Origin of the sequence: Lacibacter sp. MH-610 (assembly GCF_045780045.1) — a bacterium.
Lineage (GTDB): Bacteria > Bacteroidota > Bacteroidia > Chitinophagales > Chitinophagaceae > Lacibacter.
This window is the reverse complement of the sequence record NZ_CP116002.1, coordinates 3,089,724-3,105,785: the sequence shown is the minus strand read 5'-3', so window position 1 is coordinate 3,105,785 and position 16,062 is coordinate 3,089,724. Positions and strand designations below refer to the sequence as shown.

The following is a 16,062-nucleotide window of genomic DNA, read 5'->3' as shown; positions in this document are numbered from 1 at the left end:
CTTTCTGTAAACTTTTTCTATGGCTGCTTATCAATTATCTGTAAATGGGAAAATGTATAATGTAGAGGCGGAACCTGATACGCCTTTGCTTTGGATCTTACGGGAATGGCTGGATTTAACGGGCACCAAATTCGGCTGTGGAGTCAATACCTGTGGCGCCTGCAACGTATTGATTGACGGCCGTGCTTTACGAAGCTGTCAAACTCCTGTGCGTATCTGTGAAGGAAGATCTATTACAACGATTGAAGGATTAAGTACAGATGGTTCGCATCCTGTGCAAAAAGCATGGGAAGAAATGAGTGTGCCCCAGTGTGGTTATTGTCAACCCGGGCAAATGATTGCTCTAACAGGATTACTCAATCAAACCAAAAAACCATCGAAAGAACAAATAGCATCCGTTATGAGTCAGCAGTTGTGCCGCTGCGGTACCTATCATCGGATTGAGCAAGCAGTAAACCGTGCCATTGAACTTTCCAATCAATAACTTTTTACGATTGTGTTATGCAAAAAGTAAACATCAGCAGAAAAGAATTTATTACTTCCACTTCTTTTGCCGGAAGCGGATTGTTACTTGGGTTTTTATTACCGGGCATCAAAACCTTTGCACAAACAAGTGCACCCGGTTGTGATTTTTTTCAACCCAATGCATTTTTAAAAATTGATACCAAAGGACTCATCACTGTTTATGTAGGAAGACAGGAAATGGGTCAGGGTGTAAATACATCATTGCCGATGGTTGTAGCCGAAGAGTTAGATGCAGATTGGCGCAATGTAAAAGTGGAGATCGCTCCATTCGGCACCTTGCCGGAAGGCGCTCATGATACCGGTGGCAGCCAAAGTGTGTTAACGGATTTTACTTCTTTACGAAAAGCAGGGGCTGTAGCCAAAGCAATGCTCATTGCTGCTGCTGCCAAACTCTGGAACATTAAACCCGAACAATGTGCTGCTGATAACGGAACAGTGGTGAACACCGGCACTATGAAATCCATCAGCTATGGTGAACTGGTTTGCGAAGCAGCTAAACTGGAAGTACCCAAAGAAGTAACGCTTAAAAGTCCGAAAGAATTTAAGCTTATTGGTAAGGAACAACGCAAGAGTAATTTAAAAGATATTCTCACCGGTAAAACAAAATATGGCATTGATCTAAAAGTACCCGGTATGCTCTATGCAACGGTGGAGCGTTGCCCGGTGCTGGGTGGTTCATTAGTTAGTGTAGATGATAGTGAAGCATTGAAGTTGCCCGGTGTGATAAAAGTTGTTACTTACAAAGGAACCGGTGTGCCCATGCATGTGCGTGATGGTGTGGCTGTCGTAGCTAACAATATCTGGACGGCGATGAAAGCCAGAAAGCTGTTGAAAATTAAATGGGATGAAGGAGCTAAGAATACTCAAAGCACCACCACCTTGATGCAGCAGATGACAGCACGTTCATTGCAACCACCTGCGTTTGTGAAATTAAAAAAAGGTGATATCTCTAAATTCAAATTAACACCGGCAAATTCCATTGCAGCAACATATAAAGCACCATTCCTGGCACATGCCACTATGGAGCCGATTAATTTTATTGCAGGTGTAAAAGATGGGGTATGTGAACTGTGGGGTGGATTGCAATTGCCCGACTGGACGGTGAATGAAATTGTTCGTTCCTGCGGATTGAAAAAAGAAAACATCAAAGTAAATCTTGCATTGATGGGTGGTGGTTTCGGCAGACGGTTACATTTTGAATTTGCCATTGAAGCAGTGAAGATTGCACAACAGGTGAATGCACCTGTAAAATTGATTAATGACCGTGCAGATGATATTCGCTTTGATAATTTCCGTCCTGCCAATGTACATCGTTTGGAAGCAAGCTGGGATGCAACCGGCAAACTGCAAAGCTGGTATCATCATGTGTTGAGTACCTCCATTGCGGTAATGACGCAGGGCCCTGATGCCAAAGACCCGGCAGAAAACCTCGGCGGTGCTGATACTGATTTTTATTATGATATGCCCCATGTTACTACCGGTTACAGTCATGTTGATTTCAACATCAACCGTGGATGGCTGCGTTCCGTTGAAATTTGTATGAACAGTTTTCCCATTGAATGTTTTATTGATGAAGTGGCACGTAAGCTCAAAAAAGATCCATTGGCCTATCGTTTGTCGCTGCTGGATGGAAGACCGATGTTTATGACCGGTGAAGGTCCGGGTGCAATGAAACAATATCCTCAACGGATTGCCAATGTGCTCAAATTAGCGGCTGAAAAAATCGGTTACAATCAACCCAGAAAGAAAAACCATTACATAGGCGTGGCAACACATTCCTTCATTTTTGCCAAAGCATATGCTGCCCATGCGATTGAAATAGAAATGCTCGGCCCAAAAAAATTCAGAATTGTAAAAGTTGTAGGCGCTATTGATTGTGGTATTGTAGTAAACCCGGATGGTTTACGTAACCAGATGGAAGGTGGTGTGGCATTTGCATTGCAACAGGCTTTGAAAGGCGAAATCACCATTCAAAACAGTCGTGTGGTGCAGGATGGATTTAATGGGTTTGAATTATTACGATTTAACGAAATGCCGCCGGTTGAAATTTATACTGTCGCCAGCGAAGAAGAACCGGGTGGGGTAGGCGAAGTAGGTTTGCCAACGGTTGCTCCTGCCTTGTGCAATGCACTGGCTGCAGCAGGTGCAAGACCCAGAACATTGCCGATAAAGAATGAAGGATTTGAATGGGTGTAATGATTGGTATTTCAGAAAATGAACCTTATTCAGTTCCAACTATATTTGCAGCTTTAACAGCTTGCTATGGTAAAAGATAAAATTCTTGTAATTGGTGCATCCGGCCAGATAGGAGTGGAGTTAACCCTGGCCTTACGTAAACTTTATGGAAACCAGAATGTGATTGCTTCTGATTTAAGGGAGCAGAATCCCTTACTGGAAGGTACGGGTCCTTATGTGAGCCTGGATGTGATGAACAAAGAGATGCTGCATGTACAGGTGATCCGTCAAAACATTACGCAGATTTATTTATTAGCTGCCATCCTTTCTGCCACCGGCGAAAAAAATCCCAATCTTGCATGGAATCTCAACATGACCGGTTTACTGAATGTACTGGATATTGCAAGAGAAGAAAAACTGCACAAAGTTTATTGGCCTTCTTCCATTGCGGTATTTGGCCCTACCAGTCCTAAAGAAAACTGTCCGCAACAAACGATTATTGAACCAACAACTGTGTATGGCATCAGCAAATATGCCGGTGAGTTCTGGTGCAACTATTACTTTCAACGTTACGGTGTGGATGTAAGAAGCTTGCGTTATCCCGGATTGATTTCTTATAAAAGTGCTCCCGGTGGTGGCACAACTGATTATGCAGTTGAAATTTTTCATGAGGCGTTGGAAGAAAATAAATACGAATGTTTTTTGCGGGAAGACACTTACCTGCCCATGATGTACATGCCTGATGCTATCCGTGCTACGATTGAACTTATGGAAGCACCGGCTTCAAAAATCTCTGTGCGTCATAGTTACAATGTGGCAGGGATCAGTTTCTCACCCAAAGAAATTGCCGCAGAAATTGCAAAACATAAGCAGGGCTTTTCTATTTCATACAAACCTGATTACCGGCAGGCAATTGCTGACAGCTGGCCGCAAAGTATTGATGACAGCGTTGCAAGAAATGACTGGGGCTGGAAACATGAGTATGATCTGGCCCGTATGACAAAGGATATGTTTACCAATCTTCCCGATTGAGATATTGATGCTTTTAAACAGAAAACCTTCTGTCATTTTCATGACGTAGGACATCCTGCTCTTCACGTACATTTGCACCCATGTTGAGATATTTATTAATAGCATTTCTGTTGAATGCAGTTCAGGTGCAGGCACAAGTAAAAACAGGTTGGTACCGTGCAGTTATTCAAAGGGCTGATAGTGTAGCTATTGTTTTTAATGCAGAAGCGGTTGTTGAAAAAGGAAAAACAGTTTTGTATATCCGCAATCACAGTGAACGTTTGAAAGTAGAAAAGATTGAACTTAAAGAAGATTCTGTTTTAATTGATATGCCTTTCTTTGAATCCTCTTTTCAGTTAAAAAAACAAAGTGATCATTCACTCACCGGTACCTGGATCAAGGGTACCAGTAGAACCACTCCTTTGCAACTGCCTGTTACGTTTTATTATGGCAACAGTCAGCGGTTTAAAGTAACTCAACAACCAAAGGCTTTATTAACCGGAAGGTGGCAGGTTACATTTACAAGAGCTGCAGGTGGCGAACGCCCGGCAGTTGCCTTTTTTCAACAGAAGGGAAATTATGTATCCGGTTCGTTTATTACACCCAGTGGTGATTACCGTTTCCTGGAAGGCGTACTCAATGGCAATAAATTACAGTTGAGCTGTTTTGATGGAAGCCATGCTTATTATTTTAAGGCTGATGTAACCGGTACCAATATTACCAACGGATTTTTTTACAGCAGCGCCTCTGCTCCTGAGCAATGGCGGGCGGTGAAAAACAGCAAAGCTGCATTACCTGATACCACACAACGTACACAATTAAAAGAAGATGAAAGCAGATTGAACTTTTCCTTTAAAGATATCAACGGTAAAACTGTATCGATCAATGATGAGCAGTTTAAAAATAAAGTAGTCATTATTCAGCTCATGGGTAGTTGGTGCCCTAACTGTATGGATGAAACAGAATTTCTGAAAGGGTTTTATGCACAGTACAAAACCAAAGGAGTTGAACTGATCGCTCTTGCTTACGAGTTATCGCCGGACGAAACAAGAAGCCGTACCAGTCTGCAGAAATTCATCAACCGTTTTGAAATTACTTATCCTGTTTTAATAGCGCCAGCTACTTCCTCTGACCCTGAAAAAACAGAGAAAACACTGCCGCAACTAACACCCATACGTTCTTTTCCAACCACCATTTTTATTGGCAGAGATGGCACTGTACAGCAGGTGCATAGCGGTTTTTATGGTCCGGGCACTGGTGATTATCATGAAGCATTCAAAAAGGAGTTCTATCAAATTGTCAACCGTTTATTGAGCGGAGCAAAGCCGGGCGAACATTAAAACAGGTCTTTTCAGTTTGCATACGATCTCCTTCGGTTTTAATAGCAGAACGGGTTATATTTGCCTTCCTTAAAACAACACAAACCCAACTATCAACAATGGCAGCAAAAATCAAAGTGGCCAACCCGGTGGTGGAACTGGATGGCGATGAAATGACGAGGATTATCTGGAAGTTCATCAAAGAAAAACTCATTCTTCCTTATGTGGAAGTGGATATTAAATATTATGATCTGGGTGTGGAGCATCGTGATGCTACCAACGACCAGGTAACTGTAGATGCAGCTAACGCTATCAAAGAATATGGTGTAGGTATTAAATGTGCTACCATTACGCCTGATGAGCAACGGGTGCAGGAATTCAAACTCAAACAAATGTGGAAGAGTCCTAACGGAACCATCAGAAACATTTTAGATGGTACGGTATTTCGTGAGCCCATTGTAATTCAGAATATTCCACGCCTTGTAACCAACTGGACAGCTCCCATCATTGTGGGCCGTCATGCCTTTGGTGATCAATACCGTGCTACAGATACAGTGATCAAAGGAAAAGGTAAACTTACCATGACCTTTACACCGGAAGACGGCGGTACACCACAAACATTTGAAGTATACAACTACAAAGGTGATGGTGTTGCCATGACGATGTACAATACGGATGAAAGTATTAAAGGTTTTGCCAGAAGCTGTTTCAACATGGCCTTGAATAAAAAATGGCCTTTGTACCTCTCTACCAAAAACACTATTCTCAAAAAATACGATGGACGTTTCAAAGATATTTTTGAAGAGATCTATCAGAACGAATTCAAAGCACAGTATGATGCCGCCGGCATTACGTATGAACACCGTTTGATTGATGATATGGTGGCGAGTGCATTGAAATGGAACGGTAATTTTGTATGGGCCTGTAAAAACTATGATGGTGATGTACAGAGCGATACAGTAGCACAGGGTTTTGGCTCCTTAGGTTTGATGACCTCTGTACTCATTACACCTGATGGGAAAGTAATGGAAGCAGAAGCGGCGCATGGTACGGTTACACGTCACTACCGTGAACATCAGAAAGGGAAACCCACTTCTACCAATCCGATTGCCAGCATTTTTGCATGGACCCGTGGTCTGGCTTTCCGTGGCAAGCTGGATGGCAACCAGCAACTGATTGATTTCTGTAATGCATTGGAAGCCGTTTGTATCGAAACCGTTGAAAGCGGTAAGATGACGAAGGATCTGGCAGTGTGCATTCATGGCAACAAAGTGAATCATGGGGAACATTATCTCTATACTGAAGAGTTCCTGGATGCGCTGGATGAAAACCTGAAGAAGAAATTAGGGTGAGAAGAAGTACGAGGTAAGAAATTCGAAGTAAGAAATATGAAATACAGCCGCTCAACAATGGGCGGCTTTTTTATGCTTTGCACTGTTCGTAAGCTTTTAATGGGAGCACGCCTTTGTTGGTCGCCTGACCAACAAAACAAGTTTAGCGATTTGTTCGATTTGTTTTTATTGTCTTGACTGCTAACTTTAAAGAATGATTCGTTTTAAACACCTGCCGCAATTTATTACTATTACCAATCTTAATTGGTTGCCTATCCTTGCGAATGATTACCACAAGCAAATTGTACTTGAAGCAATTGAACATAGGGTTATAAAAGAACAAGTAACTGTTTATGGATTTGTTCTTATGCCCAATCATATGCATTTTATATGGCAACTGCATGATGAAGTTGTTCGAAGTGATTTTCAGAGAGATTTTTTAAAGTTTACATCAAGAAGTATTTTGAACTTTATGCGTATGCATGATGATCCTTTATTAAACCAGTTGAAAGTAAAGGCTGCTGACAGAAGTTTCCAGGTTTGGGAAAGAAACTCTTTGAGTATTGATTTGTTTTCTGAAAAAGTATTTCTTCAAAAACTTGATTATGTCCATAATAACCCTGTACAGCCTAAATGGCTTCTGGTAGAGTTGCCTGAGCAATACAGATGGAGCAGTGCTTCTTTTTATGAAACCGGTGCAAGTGAATTTCATTTTCTAACACATCATCGTACATGAATCCCTGTTGGTCAGGCGACCAACAGGGGCATTGTTCCATTAATGTGTTTTCTTTTTCATGCTGTTGTTGGTGTTCACACACCATTATTGATCGCTTCACTCCGTTGTTGGTCGCCTGACCAACGAATATGTAATTGCCAGCGTAGTGTATTTGTTTTGAGGCTGGTACAATTAAATTTTAGTTTTTAACACATCATCGTACATGAATCCCTGTTGGTCAGGCGACCAACAAGGGCATTGAAATACAGCCGCTCTAAAATGGGCGGCTTTTTTATGCCCATGATCATTGTGCTTCATTATAAACGTCATGGCAAAACGGGTTTGCTACTGCTATCTTGCCTGCATGTTGCGTAAAAAACTATTTCATTCCCACGGCAAATCAATTACCAGGGGCAATGAAATTTACCGGGTGGAGGCATTAAGTGATGCGGTGTTTGCCTTTACCGTTTCACTGCTTATCATGAGTCTTGAAGTGCCCAAAACATTTTCAGAACTCAAGCATATCATGCTGCAATTTTTTCCTTTCCTGGCTACGGTAAGTCTGGTTTTCTTTTTCTGGTATTTACAAAACAATTATTTCCGCAGTTACGGTTTGAATGATGGGAAAGTGATTTTGCTCAACCTGTCTTTGCTGGTGTTGCTGTTGTTCTATGTGTATCCGCTCAAATTTTTGTTTTCATTATTGCTGGGCTTTGTACTGCACATCAATTATTTTGAAGCAGTGACAGCAAAAGGTGAAACAGTGATTTTGCAGCAAGAGTTCCCGGCGCTCATTCTGTATTTCAGTGCCGGCTATGCGGTGATCTGGTTGATCTTTTACCAACTGTATCATCATGTATCGGTTCAAAAACAAAAACTGCAGTTGAGTGTTTTTGAATTAGTGGTGCTCAAATCACAGCAACGGGATGCATTAGTGCAGGTGATGATCGGAATAGCAAGTATCCTATTTGCTTATGGCAACCTGCCGGTGTGGAGTGGCATTTGTTTTTTAATCATTCCCTTTTGGTTACTGCTGAACAGAATGATTGAGCATCGACAATTGAAATCAATCCGGCTAAAAGAATAAGCTGCGTTTGTTTTCTTAAGCCATTGTTGGTCTCTTCGCCATTGTTGGTCGCCTGACCAACAAGTAAGAAGAATGATTGAACATCGACAATTGAAATCGATCCGGCCAAAAGAATAAGCTGAGTTTGTTTTCTTAAGCCATTTAAGCCATTGTTGGTCGCCTGACCAACAAGTCAAGAAATCATCCATCGAACCTTATTACTCTCCACTGAACAGTTTAATGGTGTAATCCAGCAGTTGCTGATTGCCATAGCTGCCATGGCCGGGAACAACCAGTTTTAAATGAGGGTACTCGTTTTTGATCTTCTGCACGGTGGCCGACCAGGAAGTCACCACCGCATCACCCAAAAATCCTTTACTGGCATTTACAGATTTGAGTAAGCAACCGCCGAACAGAATCTGTTCTGAAGGGAAATAACCAACAATATTGTCTTTGGTATGTCCTTCGCCAAAGAAACGGGCTACAATGTATTGGTTGCCTAATTTCAGAACGACTGAATCACTGAAACTGTTTTTGGGCACTGTGTAATTGTTGGCCCTGGCCAGGTCAATGGTTTTGAAATAAGCATACGAAGGAATCTGATGCTCATCAAATGCTTTAAGACCTCCCAGACAATCATCATGAAAATGCGTGGGGATGATAGCATTGATTTGGCAATGCAAACTGCTTTCAATCCATTGAATTAATTCATGGGAAGTGGAATCGTTGGTGGGCGTATCAAATACAATCGTTTCTTTTCCGTTTCGTACTACCAAGCCGTTACAAGGCACATTTCCGAAATCATTGGTTTGTTTGTAGGAAGTATGTACAAAGGCATTCTTTGAAATCTGTGTGATGATTAAACGGTCAGTCTTATAAACTTCTTTGGGCTGAAATGTTTTTTGTTGTTGAGCGTTGCTGTTTAAACTGATGAAGGTAAGCAGGAGAGCGAATAGTGATTGATGGATGAGGTTCATGCTGTAAAATAAATAAATATTCGGTTTGTTGGTAAAGAAGTAAACAGGCATTTAGAAATCAATACGTGTCTGACGAAGGAAGAACGTAAGCCGCAAAAAGCGGGCGGGCTTGCTTGAACTATTAGAAAGATTGAATGAATTGCGGCCAACGTTCGAGTATTTGCGAAGGCAGGGAATTTATTGAATGTCTAGCCCAGTACAAATGCTCATTTGAAAATTTGATGTTGAAGTTAAGAACTAAAGCTGAACATTGAACGTCGAGCCCGAACTACTGCTGATAGTAGCACATAGCTGATGTTACAATGTCCAGCCCTGCTTTTGCAAATACTTTTGTTGTGTGCATACCTTGTCAAAATTCAATCCTATCTCTGTTGCAATACCATCTTGCACTTTGAGCTGATGAAACACAAGTTCCAGCTTCGTAAACCCCATTGTGTATTGGGCTGTATGCTGTGTCGCCGTTTTCGTTTACTTGCATAGTGTAAACTGGTGCGTCGCCATAGCGAATTTTATAAACTTGATTTGTCCTGCTGCATTTTGGGCAAATGGCTGTACCAAAAAAATTTTTCTTGTAATTGTTCGCTAAGTCAATTTGCAAATTTGTTGTGTCTGCCGAAAGTTGCTTGATGTGTCTAAGGTAAACTGTCCCAAAGCCAATACCTGAATAGAGTATGTCAATATTCTTTTGTTTGTCACTTGGAATAATTGCCGAGAATTCGCCTTTGTCATTTGTCCGAACCGTGTCAAAGGCTTTATTGTCGCTGCGTAGAATAACGAATATATTCTCCACACTATAGAACTGCGGATTGTCGCTTGAATACAGTTTGCCTATGATTTTCTTGTCACTTTTGTTGCTAAAAGCAAGTGTCAAAAAAAGTGTCGGTAATATGAAGGCTTTTATTGTCATTAGAAACTGTCAAACTATTTGTTTGAACTTGAAAGGATATTCAAATAAGGTTGCACACAACACTAAATTATGCGCCACTCGCCACAATTCCAAATTCCCTAAGTTATTGATTTACAAAAGCTGTTATGTCGCCTTTTTAGATTGTGAATTTTCATAAGGCGACATGTCGCCTTTACCATTTGATGTCGCCTTTCTCCCAAATATCATCCAGCGGGCTCGTGATATTTACCAACCGTTCACGGGTTACATGCAGGTAGCGTTCCGTTGTTTTAATGCTAAAATGCCCTAAAATATCTTTTATAAAACGGATGTCAATTCCTTTCTCCAGCAAATGAGTTGCAAAGCTGTGCCTCAAACTATGAAAGCTAACATCTTTCTGAATTCCTGCTTTTTCTTTTGCCCTTTGAAAAACTTTTTGTGCCGTTATTGAAGGATAAGGCTCGCCTGGCAGTTCGCCTTCAAAAACATAAACTCTTGGCTTGGGTTTTATTTCTTTGTAGTAGGAGCGTAGTACATCAACCAATACGGGGCTAAGTGTTACATAGCGATCCTTTTTGCCTTTTGCTTTTTCAATAAACAGCTGCATCCTGTCACTGTCTATATGTTTTAGTTTCAGATTCACGGGTTCACTTACTCTCAAACCAGCACTGTAAGCTGTAAACAAAATAGCTTTATGTTTTTTGTTGGTAAGTGCATTAAATAGTTTTGAAATTTCTTTCTCACCCAAAACCTTGGGTAACTGAAGATGTTTTTTTGCCCTTGGTATTTCCCAAAAAAACTTTTCCCTTTTCAGTATTTTTTCAAAGTAATATTTTAAAGCATTCAGGCGGCTGTGCAGTGTATTTTCTCGCAACTTCAGTTTCTCGGCACAATACAACATATAGCGTTTTAAATCATCAGGTGTTAAGTCCTGTACATTTTTTTTCTTTAATAACTGAAGTAACTGTAAAAATTCCTTACGGTAGGTAGTAATGGTACTGTTGCTTAATTTTTGAAGCAACATCCTGTCCACAAATAATTTTAATTGTTCTTTATTATTTCTGCTCAGGCCAATAATATTTTCAGCCTTAGTTTGTGAGGAAACTGTTATGATGGCTTCTTCCTTAATTCCGCATTTGTCCATGTTGGTTTTAGTGGCCGGTATATGCCATCCTTTATGTGTTGCGCTCCATTGTGCATCTTCTACTTTTTTAATACGTGCATTCCATTCTTTGTTATGTTCAAACTTCAATAATATCCTTTTTCGGCCTCTATGTGTAATAAGATGGTAGGTAACCTGTGGCATGGGTAAAATTGTATTTAATAAAACATTCCGGTAAACCTTATGGCCAAAAAGCGGGAGCAATATTCATCTCCTCACCACAAATCCGCTCATCACCTGTAATTCTTCTTCTTTCACTTCTACCTTTTCCACCCTGCTTTTCGGCGAACCAATATAACACCATTGAACCAGCGCATTTAATTGCTCATCTGTTCCGGTGGCCAGTATGTATACACTGTCGTCCGGCAGATTCTTTACAAAACCGCTAATGCCCAACTCCGTAGCTTTATCAACTGTGTATTTGCGATACCATACGCCCTGTACTTTACCGCTTACGATTATGGAAATTGTTTTGAGCATGGAGGGAGGTTAATGGTCAATGGTAAATAGGGAATAGCGAATAGGCAATAGTCAATGGTAAATCTTAAAGCTGCAGACTCTCAACCAGAAACAATAAACAAGAAACCACAAACTTTATTCCGTCACCAAATCGGCAATGGTTTTCTTTTCCAGGATTTTTAAATTGGCATCACACACTTTCACCATCATATCATGCAGACCGCAATGTTTTTCATCACAGTTCCTGCAACGTTCATAAAAGTGCAGACTCACACAGCTCAACGGAGCAATCGGCCCATCCAGCAAACGGATCACTCTTGCCAGCGTTACATCCTTTGGTTTCATTTTAAAATAATAACCGCCGCCTTTTCCTTTTTTACTTTCCAGTACTCCGTCTTTTCGAAGCAGTAATAAAATATTCTCCAGGAACTTGAGAGGAATCTTTTTCTTTTTGGCAATATCGGCAATCAATAAGGGATCATTGTCCTTTTGCTGGGCCATATAGCTGAGGGCTTGAAATGCGTATTGAGTCTTTTTTGAAAGCATGGCAAATGTTAAAGAAGTTACAACAAGATAGTTTATTCCTGCAATTGGTACAAAATTGGCAAATGTGCTGAAAAAACAAATCACATGAAACAATTTTCTGCAGGTATCGCCGCTTTCGTTCTTTTGGCAGTTGTTACTACGGCATCTGCACAAACAAAAAAATCAGCCAGGGGTAAGGATTATTTAATCGGCGGCCATCTTATTATGGCCAGCCCGGTAGGAACCTTGAGTGAAGATTATAAAACCGGTTTTGGTATTGAGGGCATTGGTGGTATTAAGGCAGGGGAGCAGTTGTATGTAACGGCTACACTGGCCTATGTAAATTTTCCCAATGAAGCGTTTTATAATAATTATGGAAACATCAGTGTTACTTCTATTAAAGGAGGTGTACGATATTATGCTACGGAAAATGTATTCCTGGCCGGTAATGCCGGTGTGGGTTTTGCCAAAGATGAACTGGAGCCCCGCAGCTACGGACGTTTTATTGGAGATATCGGCGCCGGCATACACTTTGGATTGGTACAGGCAGGGTTGTTTTACGAAGGCCGTAAAAAAATATTCAGCGAAGGATTTGCAAACAGTGTGCAGGTAAAGCTGGGCATTGCGTTGCGTTAAATCAGTTTATGCTCATAAGCATACTTGATTAAACCGATAACCGAATTGGTATTGGTTTTACGGAAAATATTTTTTCGATGGGTTTCTACCGTGCGTTCACTTAAGAATAAAGTTTCGGCAATCTGTTTATTGCTGTATTCTTTTTCAATCAAACGTACAATTTCAATTTCCCGGTTGGTGAGCCGGCTTTCTTCCGGCTCTTTTTTCCGTTCGCTGGCTTTGAGCATTTCCTGCAACACTTCATCACTGAAATAAATACCGCCTTCTGCCACTTTATCCAATGCTTTTAAAAATTCTGTCTGACCGATATTCTTGAGCAGGTAACCGCTGATATCACTTTCTTCAATCATCTGGTTTACGAGGCTTCCTTCACCATTCATGGAAAGGGTAATGATTTTGATGGAAGGAAATTCTTTGTGCACCAGTTTTGCCAGTTCTGCACCTGTCATGCCCGGCATCATTACGTCTGTTAATAATATATCAACATCGGTTGTAGCCAGTTGCTGCAAAATGGTTTCCGGATGTGTGCTTTCCAGCACTATTTCATAGCGTTTATGACCTTTTAATAGGGAATGTAATCCATCAATCACAATCTGATGGTCATCAACAATGGCCAGTTTTACGGAAGGAGCGTGCATGCAGTGGTTTTGGGTTTTTTCGAAAATACAATTTTTTAAAATCCAAATCAAAGTGGTACATGCAGTACAATCGAAGTTCCTTTGCCCGGCGCTGTATCAAAATCCACTTCCCCTTTTAAAAAGCGGATGCGGTTGCGGATGTTTTTTAATCCCATGCCTTCTTCATCGGCGATAGTTGCAAGGTCAAAACCTTTGCCATCATCCTCCAATGTAATGCTGATGGAGTCCGTTTCTTTAAGCAATGAAATATCCATATGCTTTGCCTGTGCATGCTTTAAAGTATTGTTTACACATTCCTGCACTACACGGTACAGGATGGTTTCAATATTACTGTCTGGCCGGCTGTCAAAACCTTCTGCATGGAAATTTATTTTGAGTACATCTGTGTTGATTTTAGAAACCAATTCTTCTACAGCTTCCGGCAAACCTTTTTTAAGCAGTATCTGCGGCATCATACTATGGCTCACGGCTCTTACTTCTTTACAGCTTTCATCTACAAGGTGAATAATGTTAGAAAGTGAATGTGTCTGTTCCTCATTCTGTAATTGCAAATGATTGGCAAAGGAGGAAAGATTCATACGGGCCGCACTCATCATTTGTCCCACACCATCATGCAGGTCTTTTGCAATCCTGCTGCGTTCTTTTTCTTCTGCTTCAAGAATGGCTTTTGCTGCCAGTTCCTGTTGTTTTAAAATTTCACTTTGCATACGTGCCTGCTGTTTCCATTTGTAACGGTTGTAGAGCAGGTAAGAAACCAGTGCGGTTACCAGCAGCAGGGCAATGCTTCCAAATAACAACTGGTTACGCCGGCGTATGGTGATTTGCTGATCCTGTATCTGTTTTTCTTTCTTGGTGGTTTCGTAAATGGTGCTGATCTCTTCAATCTGTCTTGTTTTTTGTGCATTGAAGATGGAGTCTTTCAGTTGGGTATGCCATTTAAAATAGTCAAACGCTTCTCTGTATTTACCCATGGTACTGGCCAGCTGACTCATGCTGTTATAATTGTTGGAAACAAGTTCTTTATATCCCATTTTATCAGCAATGAAATTACTCTGGTCAAAATAATATTCCGCTCTGTCATACTTGCCCCAGGTGCTGTACAGGTTTCCAAGGTCAGAATAGCTGAGCGATATAGCGAACGTATCTTGTAGTTTTTGTCTTATGGCAAGCGCTCTGAGGTTATAATCTTCAGCCTCCTCAAATTTGTTTTGTAAAAGATATACACCGGCAATAAAATTATAGGACCAGCTTTTGCCGGCATCATCTTTCAGCAGCGAAGCTATTTTAAGCGATGCATTATACCGTCTTATTGCTTCTTCATAATTACCCTTGTATTCATACACCACACCGCTTTCATTATAAATCATCTGAATACCTGATGAATCTTGTAAATCAGTAAATACGGCCAGTGCTTTGTCATAAGTATCAGCGGCACGTGTAAGGTCTCTTGTTTTGCGGTAGAGTTTAGCAATATCATTAAGCACGAGCGCTGTTTCTTTTTTTTGATTATAGCGTTCAAAAATACCCAGTGAGGTATAGTACAAGGTTGCTGCCTTTTCATAATCACCTTTAAAATAGTGGGCAGAGCCAATGTAATGTGTAAGTTGTGCCAGTGCAATGGAATCTTTTTGTGCCTGTGCCAATGCGACTCCCTGTTCACCGATTTTAATGGTTTCATTAAAACTTACAGTGCCCAAACGGCCGGTGAGCAATACATAAGCCTGTAATTTTTTTTCAGCAGCAATGGAGGAGTTAATAACAGCACGTAAACTGTCAATCACATGCATCTGTGCAGATGCTGTGCCGGAACAAACGAATAAACAGAGGATGGTTACAAAGGGTTTGATCAGGTTCACCCTTACAAGTTAAGCACTTCTTTCATTCCAAAAAATCCTTCTTTACCTTTTAAAAATTCGGCGGCCAGTACAGCGCCTAAGGCAAAGCCGGTGCGGTTATGAGCAGTATGAATGATTTCAATATCGTCAATGGCAGAGGAGTATTTTACATGATGCGTTCCGGGTGCCGGATCTACCCGCTCACTGATGATGCTGAGTTCCTGCGGTTGCAGCGATTGTTCATTCACCCATTTTTGTTTACGGCCGATCTGGTCCAGAATCTGCTCTGCCAAACTGATAGCGGTGCCGCTGGGTGCATCTTTCTTTTGTGTATGATGAATTTCTTTGAGCGTAATCTCATATTCTTTATGTGCATCCATTAAGGCAGCCAATCTTTTATTGATCTCAAAAAAGATATTCACGCCCACACTGAAATTGCTGGCCACAATCAAACCGGTATGCTTTTGAGCAGCCAGTTGTTTTACTTCTTCTAAACGGTCCAGCCATCCCGTACTGCCGCAAACAACGGGTACTCCGTTTTCCAAACAAAACGTTACATTGTTGTAAGCTGTATGCGGACTGGTAAATTCAATTGCCACATCGGCTTTTTTAATATTCTCAGCGGTGAGTTCCTGTGCATTTTCAAGATCAATAATCAGCACCACTTCATGCCCTCTCTGTTTAATGATTTCATGAATGGCTTTGCCCATTTTACCATAACCGATTAATGCAATATTCATGGAATGTTTCTGGTTTATTGTTTTTAGTTTCCTGTTGATAAATAAACAGTTTGATTTTTCAT

The 16,062-nt window shown here is 41.0% G+C and carries 16 protein-coding genes; 8 read left to right on the top strand and 8 right to left on the bottom strand.

Features of this window, described 5'->3' with window-relative positions; genetic code table 11:
- Window positions 1-19: 19 nt before the first annotated feature.
- The 7 genes from PDL71_RS14330 to PDL71_RS14300 all read left to right on the top strand — a co-directional run bounded on the left by PDL71_RS14330 (window position 20) and on the right by PDL71_RS14300 (window position 8,163).
- Entirely contained in the window at window positions 20-484 is a 465-nt protein-coding gene (locus tag PDL71_RS14330; protein ID WP_407522249.1) for a (2Fe-2S)-binding protein, read from the top strand.
- 17 nt (window positions 485-501) lie between these two features.
- Window positions 502-2,721, top strand: a complete 2,220-nt coding sequence (locus PDL71_RS14325; RefSeq protein ID WP_407522247.1) for a molybdopterin cofactor-binding domain-containing protein — start codon at window positions 502-504, stop codon at window positions 2,719-2,721.
- Window positions 2,722-2,787: 66 nt separating this feature from the next.
- Window positions 2,788-3,732, top strand: a complete 945-nt coding sequence (locus PDL71_RS14320) for an NAD-dependent epimerase/dehydratase family protein (RefSeq protein ID WP_407522245.1) — start codon at window positions 2,788-2,790, stop codon at window positions 3,730-3,732.
- An 80-nt stretch (window positions 3,733-3,812) separates the two neighbouring features.
- Window positions 3,813-5,051, top strand: coding sequence for a peroxiredoxin family protein (locus tag PDL71_RS14315; RefSeq protein ID WP_407522243.1), 1,239 nt, complete (start codon window positions 3,813-3,815; stop codon window positions 5,049-5,051).
- Between the two features lie 98 nt (window positions 5,052-5,149).
- Window positions 5,150-6,382 carry an isocitrate dehydrogenase (NADP(+)) gene (locus PDL71_RS14310; protein ID WP_407522241.1) on the top strand — a complete coding sequence of 411 codons (1,233 nt, stop codon included), beginning with the start codon at window positions 5,150-5,152 and terminating at the stop codon, window positions 6,380-6,382.
- A gap of 193 nt (window positions 6,383-6,575) precedes the next feature.
- On the top strand, window positions 6,576-7,097 hold the full coding sequence (locus PDL71_RS14305) for a transposase (protein ID WP_407522239.1): 522 nt from the start codon (window positions 6,576-6,578) through the stop codon (window positions 7,095-7,097).
- Window positions 7,098-7,440: 343 nt separating this feature from the next.
- A complete protein-coding gene (locus tag PDL71_RS14300) occupies window positions 7,441-8,163 on the top strand; it encodes a TMEM175 family protein (protein WP_407522237.1) in 723 nt (240 codons plus the stop codon).
- 197 nt (window positions 8,164-8,360) lie between these two features.
- Here the strand turns inward: PDL71_RS14300 and bla are convergent, their stop codons facing one another.
- The 5 genes from bla to PDL71_RS14275 all read right to left on the bottom strand — a co-directional run bounded on the left by bla (window position 8,361) and on the right by PDL71_RS14275 (window position 12,172).
- On the bottom strand, window positions 8,361-9,119 hold the full coding sequence (gene bla, locus PDL71_RS14295) for a subclass B1 metallo-beta-lactamase (protein WP_407528420.1): 759 nt from the start codon (window positions 9,117-9,119) through the stop codon (window positions 8,361-8,363).
- Between the two features lie 349 nt (window positions 9,120-9,468).
- A complete protein-coding gene (locus tag PDL71_RS14290) occupies window positions 9,469-10,026 on the bottom strand; it encodes a hypothetical protein (RefSeq protein ID WP_407522235.1) in 558 nt (185 codons plus the stop codon).
- 172 nt (window positions 10,027-10,198) lie between these two features.
- Window positions 10,199-11,311, bottom strand: coding sequence for a tyrosine-type recombinase/integrase (locus PDL71_RS14285; RefSeq protein WP_407522233.1), 1,113 nt, complete (start codon window positions 11,309-11,311; stop codon window positions 10,199-10,201).
- 63 nt (window positions 11,312-11,374) lie between these two features.
- Window positions 11,375-11,647 (bottom strand): acylphosphatase, encoded by a 273-nt coding sequence (locus PDL71_RS14280; RefSeq protein ID WP_407522231.1) that lies wholly within the window; start codon window positions 11,645-11,647, stop codon window positions 11,375-11,377.
- A gap of 114 nt (window positions 11,648-11,761) precedes the next feature.
- Window positions 11,762-12,172 carry an RrF2 family transcriptional regulator gene (locus PDL71_RS14275; RefSeq protein ID WP_407522229.1) on the bottom strand — a complete coding sequence of 137 codons (411 nt, stop codon included), beginning with the start codon at window positions 12,170-12,172 and terminating at the stop codon, window positions 11,762-11,764.
- An 84-nt stretch (window positions 12,173-12,256) separates the two neighbouring features.
- Here PDL71_RS14275 and PDL71_RS14270 point away from each other — a divergent pair, with 84 nt between their 5' ends.
- Entirely contained in the window at window positions 12,257-12,787 is a 531-nt protein-coding gene (locus tag PDL71_RS14270; RefSeq protein ID WP_407522227.1) for a hypothetical protein, read from the top strand.
- Here the strand turns inward: PDL71_RS14270 and PDL71_RS14265 are convergent.
- The 3 genes from PDL71_RS14265 to dapB are packed head-to-tail and all read right to left on the bottom strand — an operon-like array spanning window position 12,784 to window position 16,000.
- Window positions 12,784-13,425 carry a response regulator gene (locus PDL71_RS14265; protein ID WP_407522225.1) on the bottom strand — a complete coding sequence of 214 codons (642 nt, stop codon included), beginning with the start codon at window positions 13,423-13,425 and terminating at the stop codon, window positions 12,784-12,786. The two genes, PDL71_RS14270 and PDL71_RS14265, sit on opposite strands and share 4 nt — an antisense overlap.
- A gap of 47 nt (window positions 13,426-13,472) precedes the next feature.
- Window positions 13,473-15,281, bottom strand: a complete 1,809-nt coding sequence (locus PDL71_RS14260) for a tetratricopeptide repeat protein (RefSeq protein WP_407522223.1) — start codon at window positions 15,279-15,281, stop codon at window positions 13,473-13,475.
- A 2-nt stretch (window positions 15,282-15,283) separates the two neighbouring features.
- Window positions 15,284-16,000 carry a 4-hydroxy-tetrahydrodipicolinate reductase gene (gene dapB, locus PDL71_RS14255; protein WP_407522221.1) on the bottom strand — a complete coding sequence of 239 codons (717 nt, stop codon included), beginning with the start codon at window positions 15,998-16,000 and terminating at the stop codon, window positions 15,284-15,286.
- Window positions 16,001-16,062 lie beyond the last annotated feature (62 nt).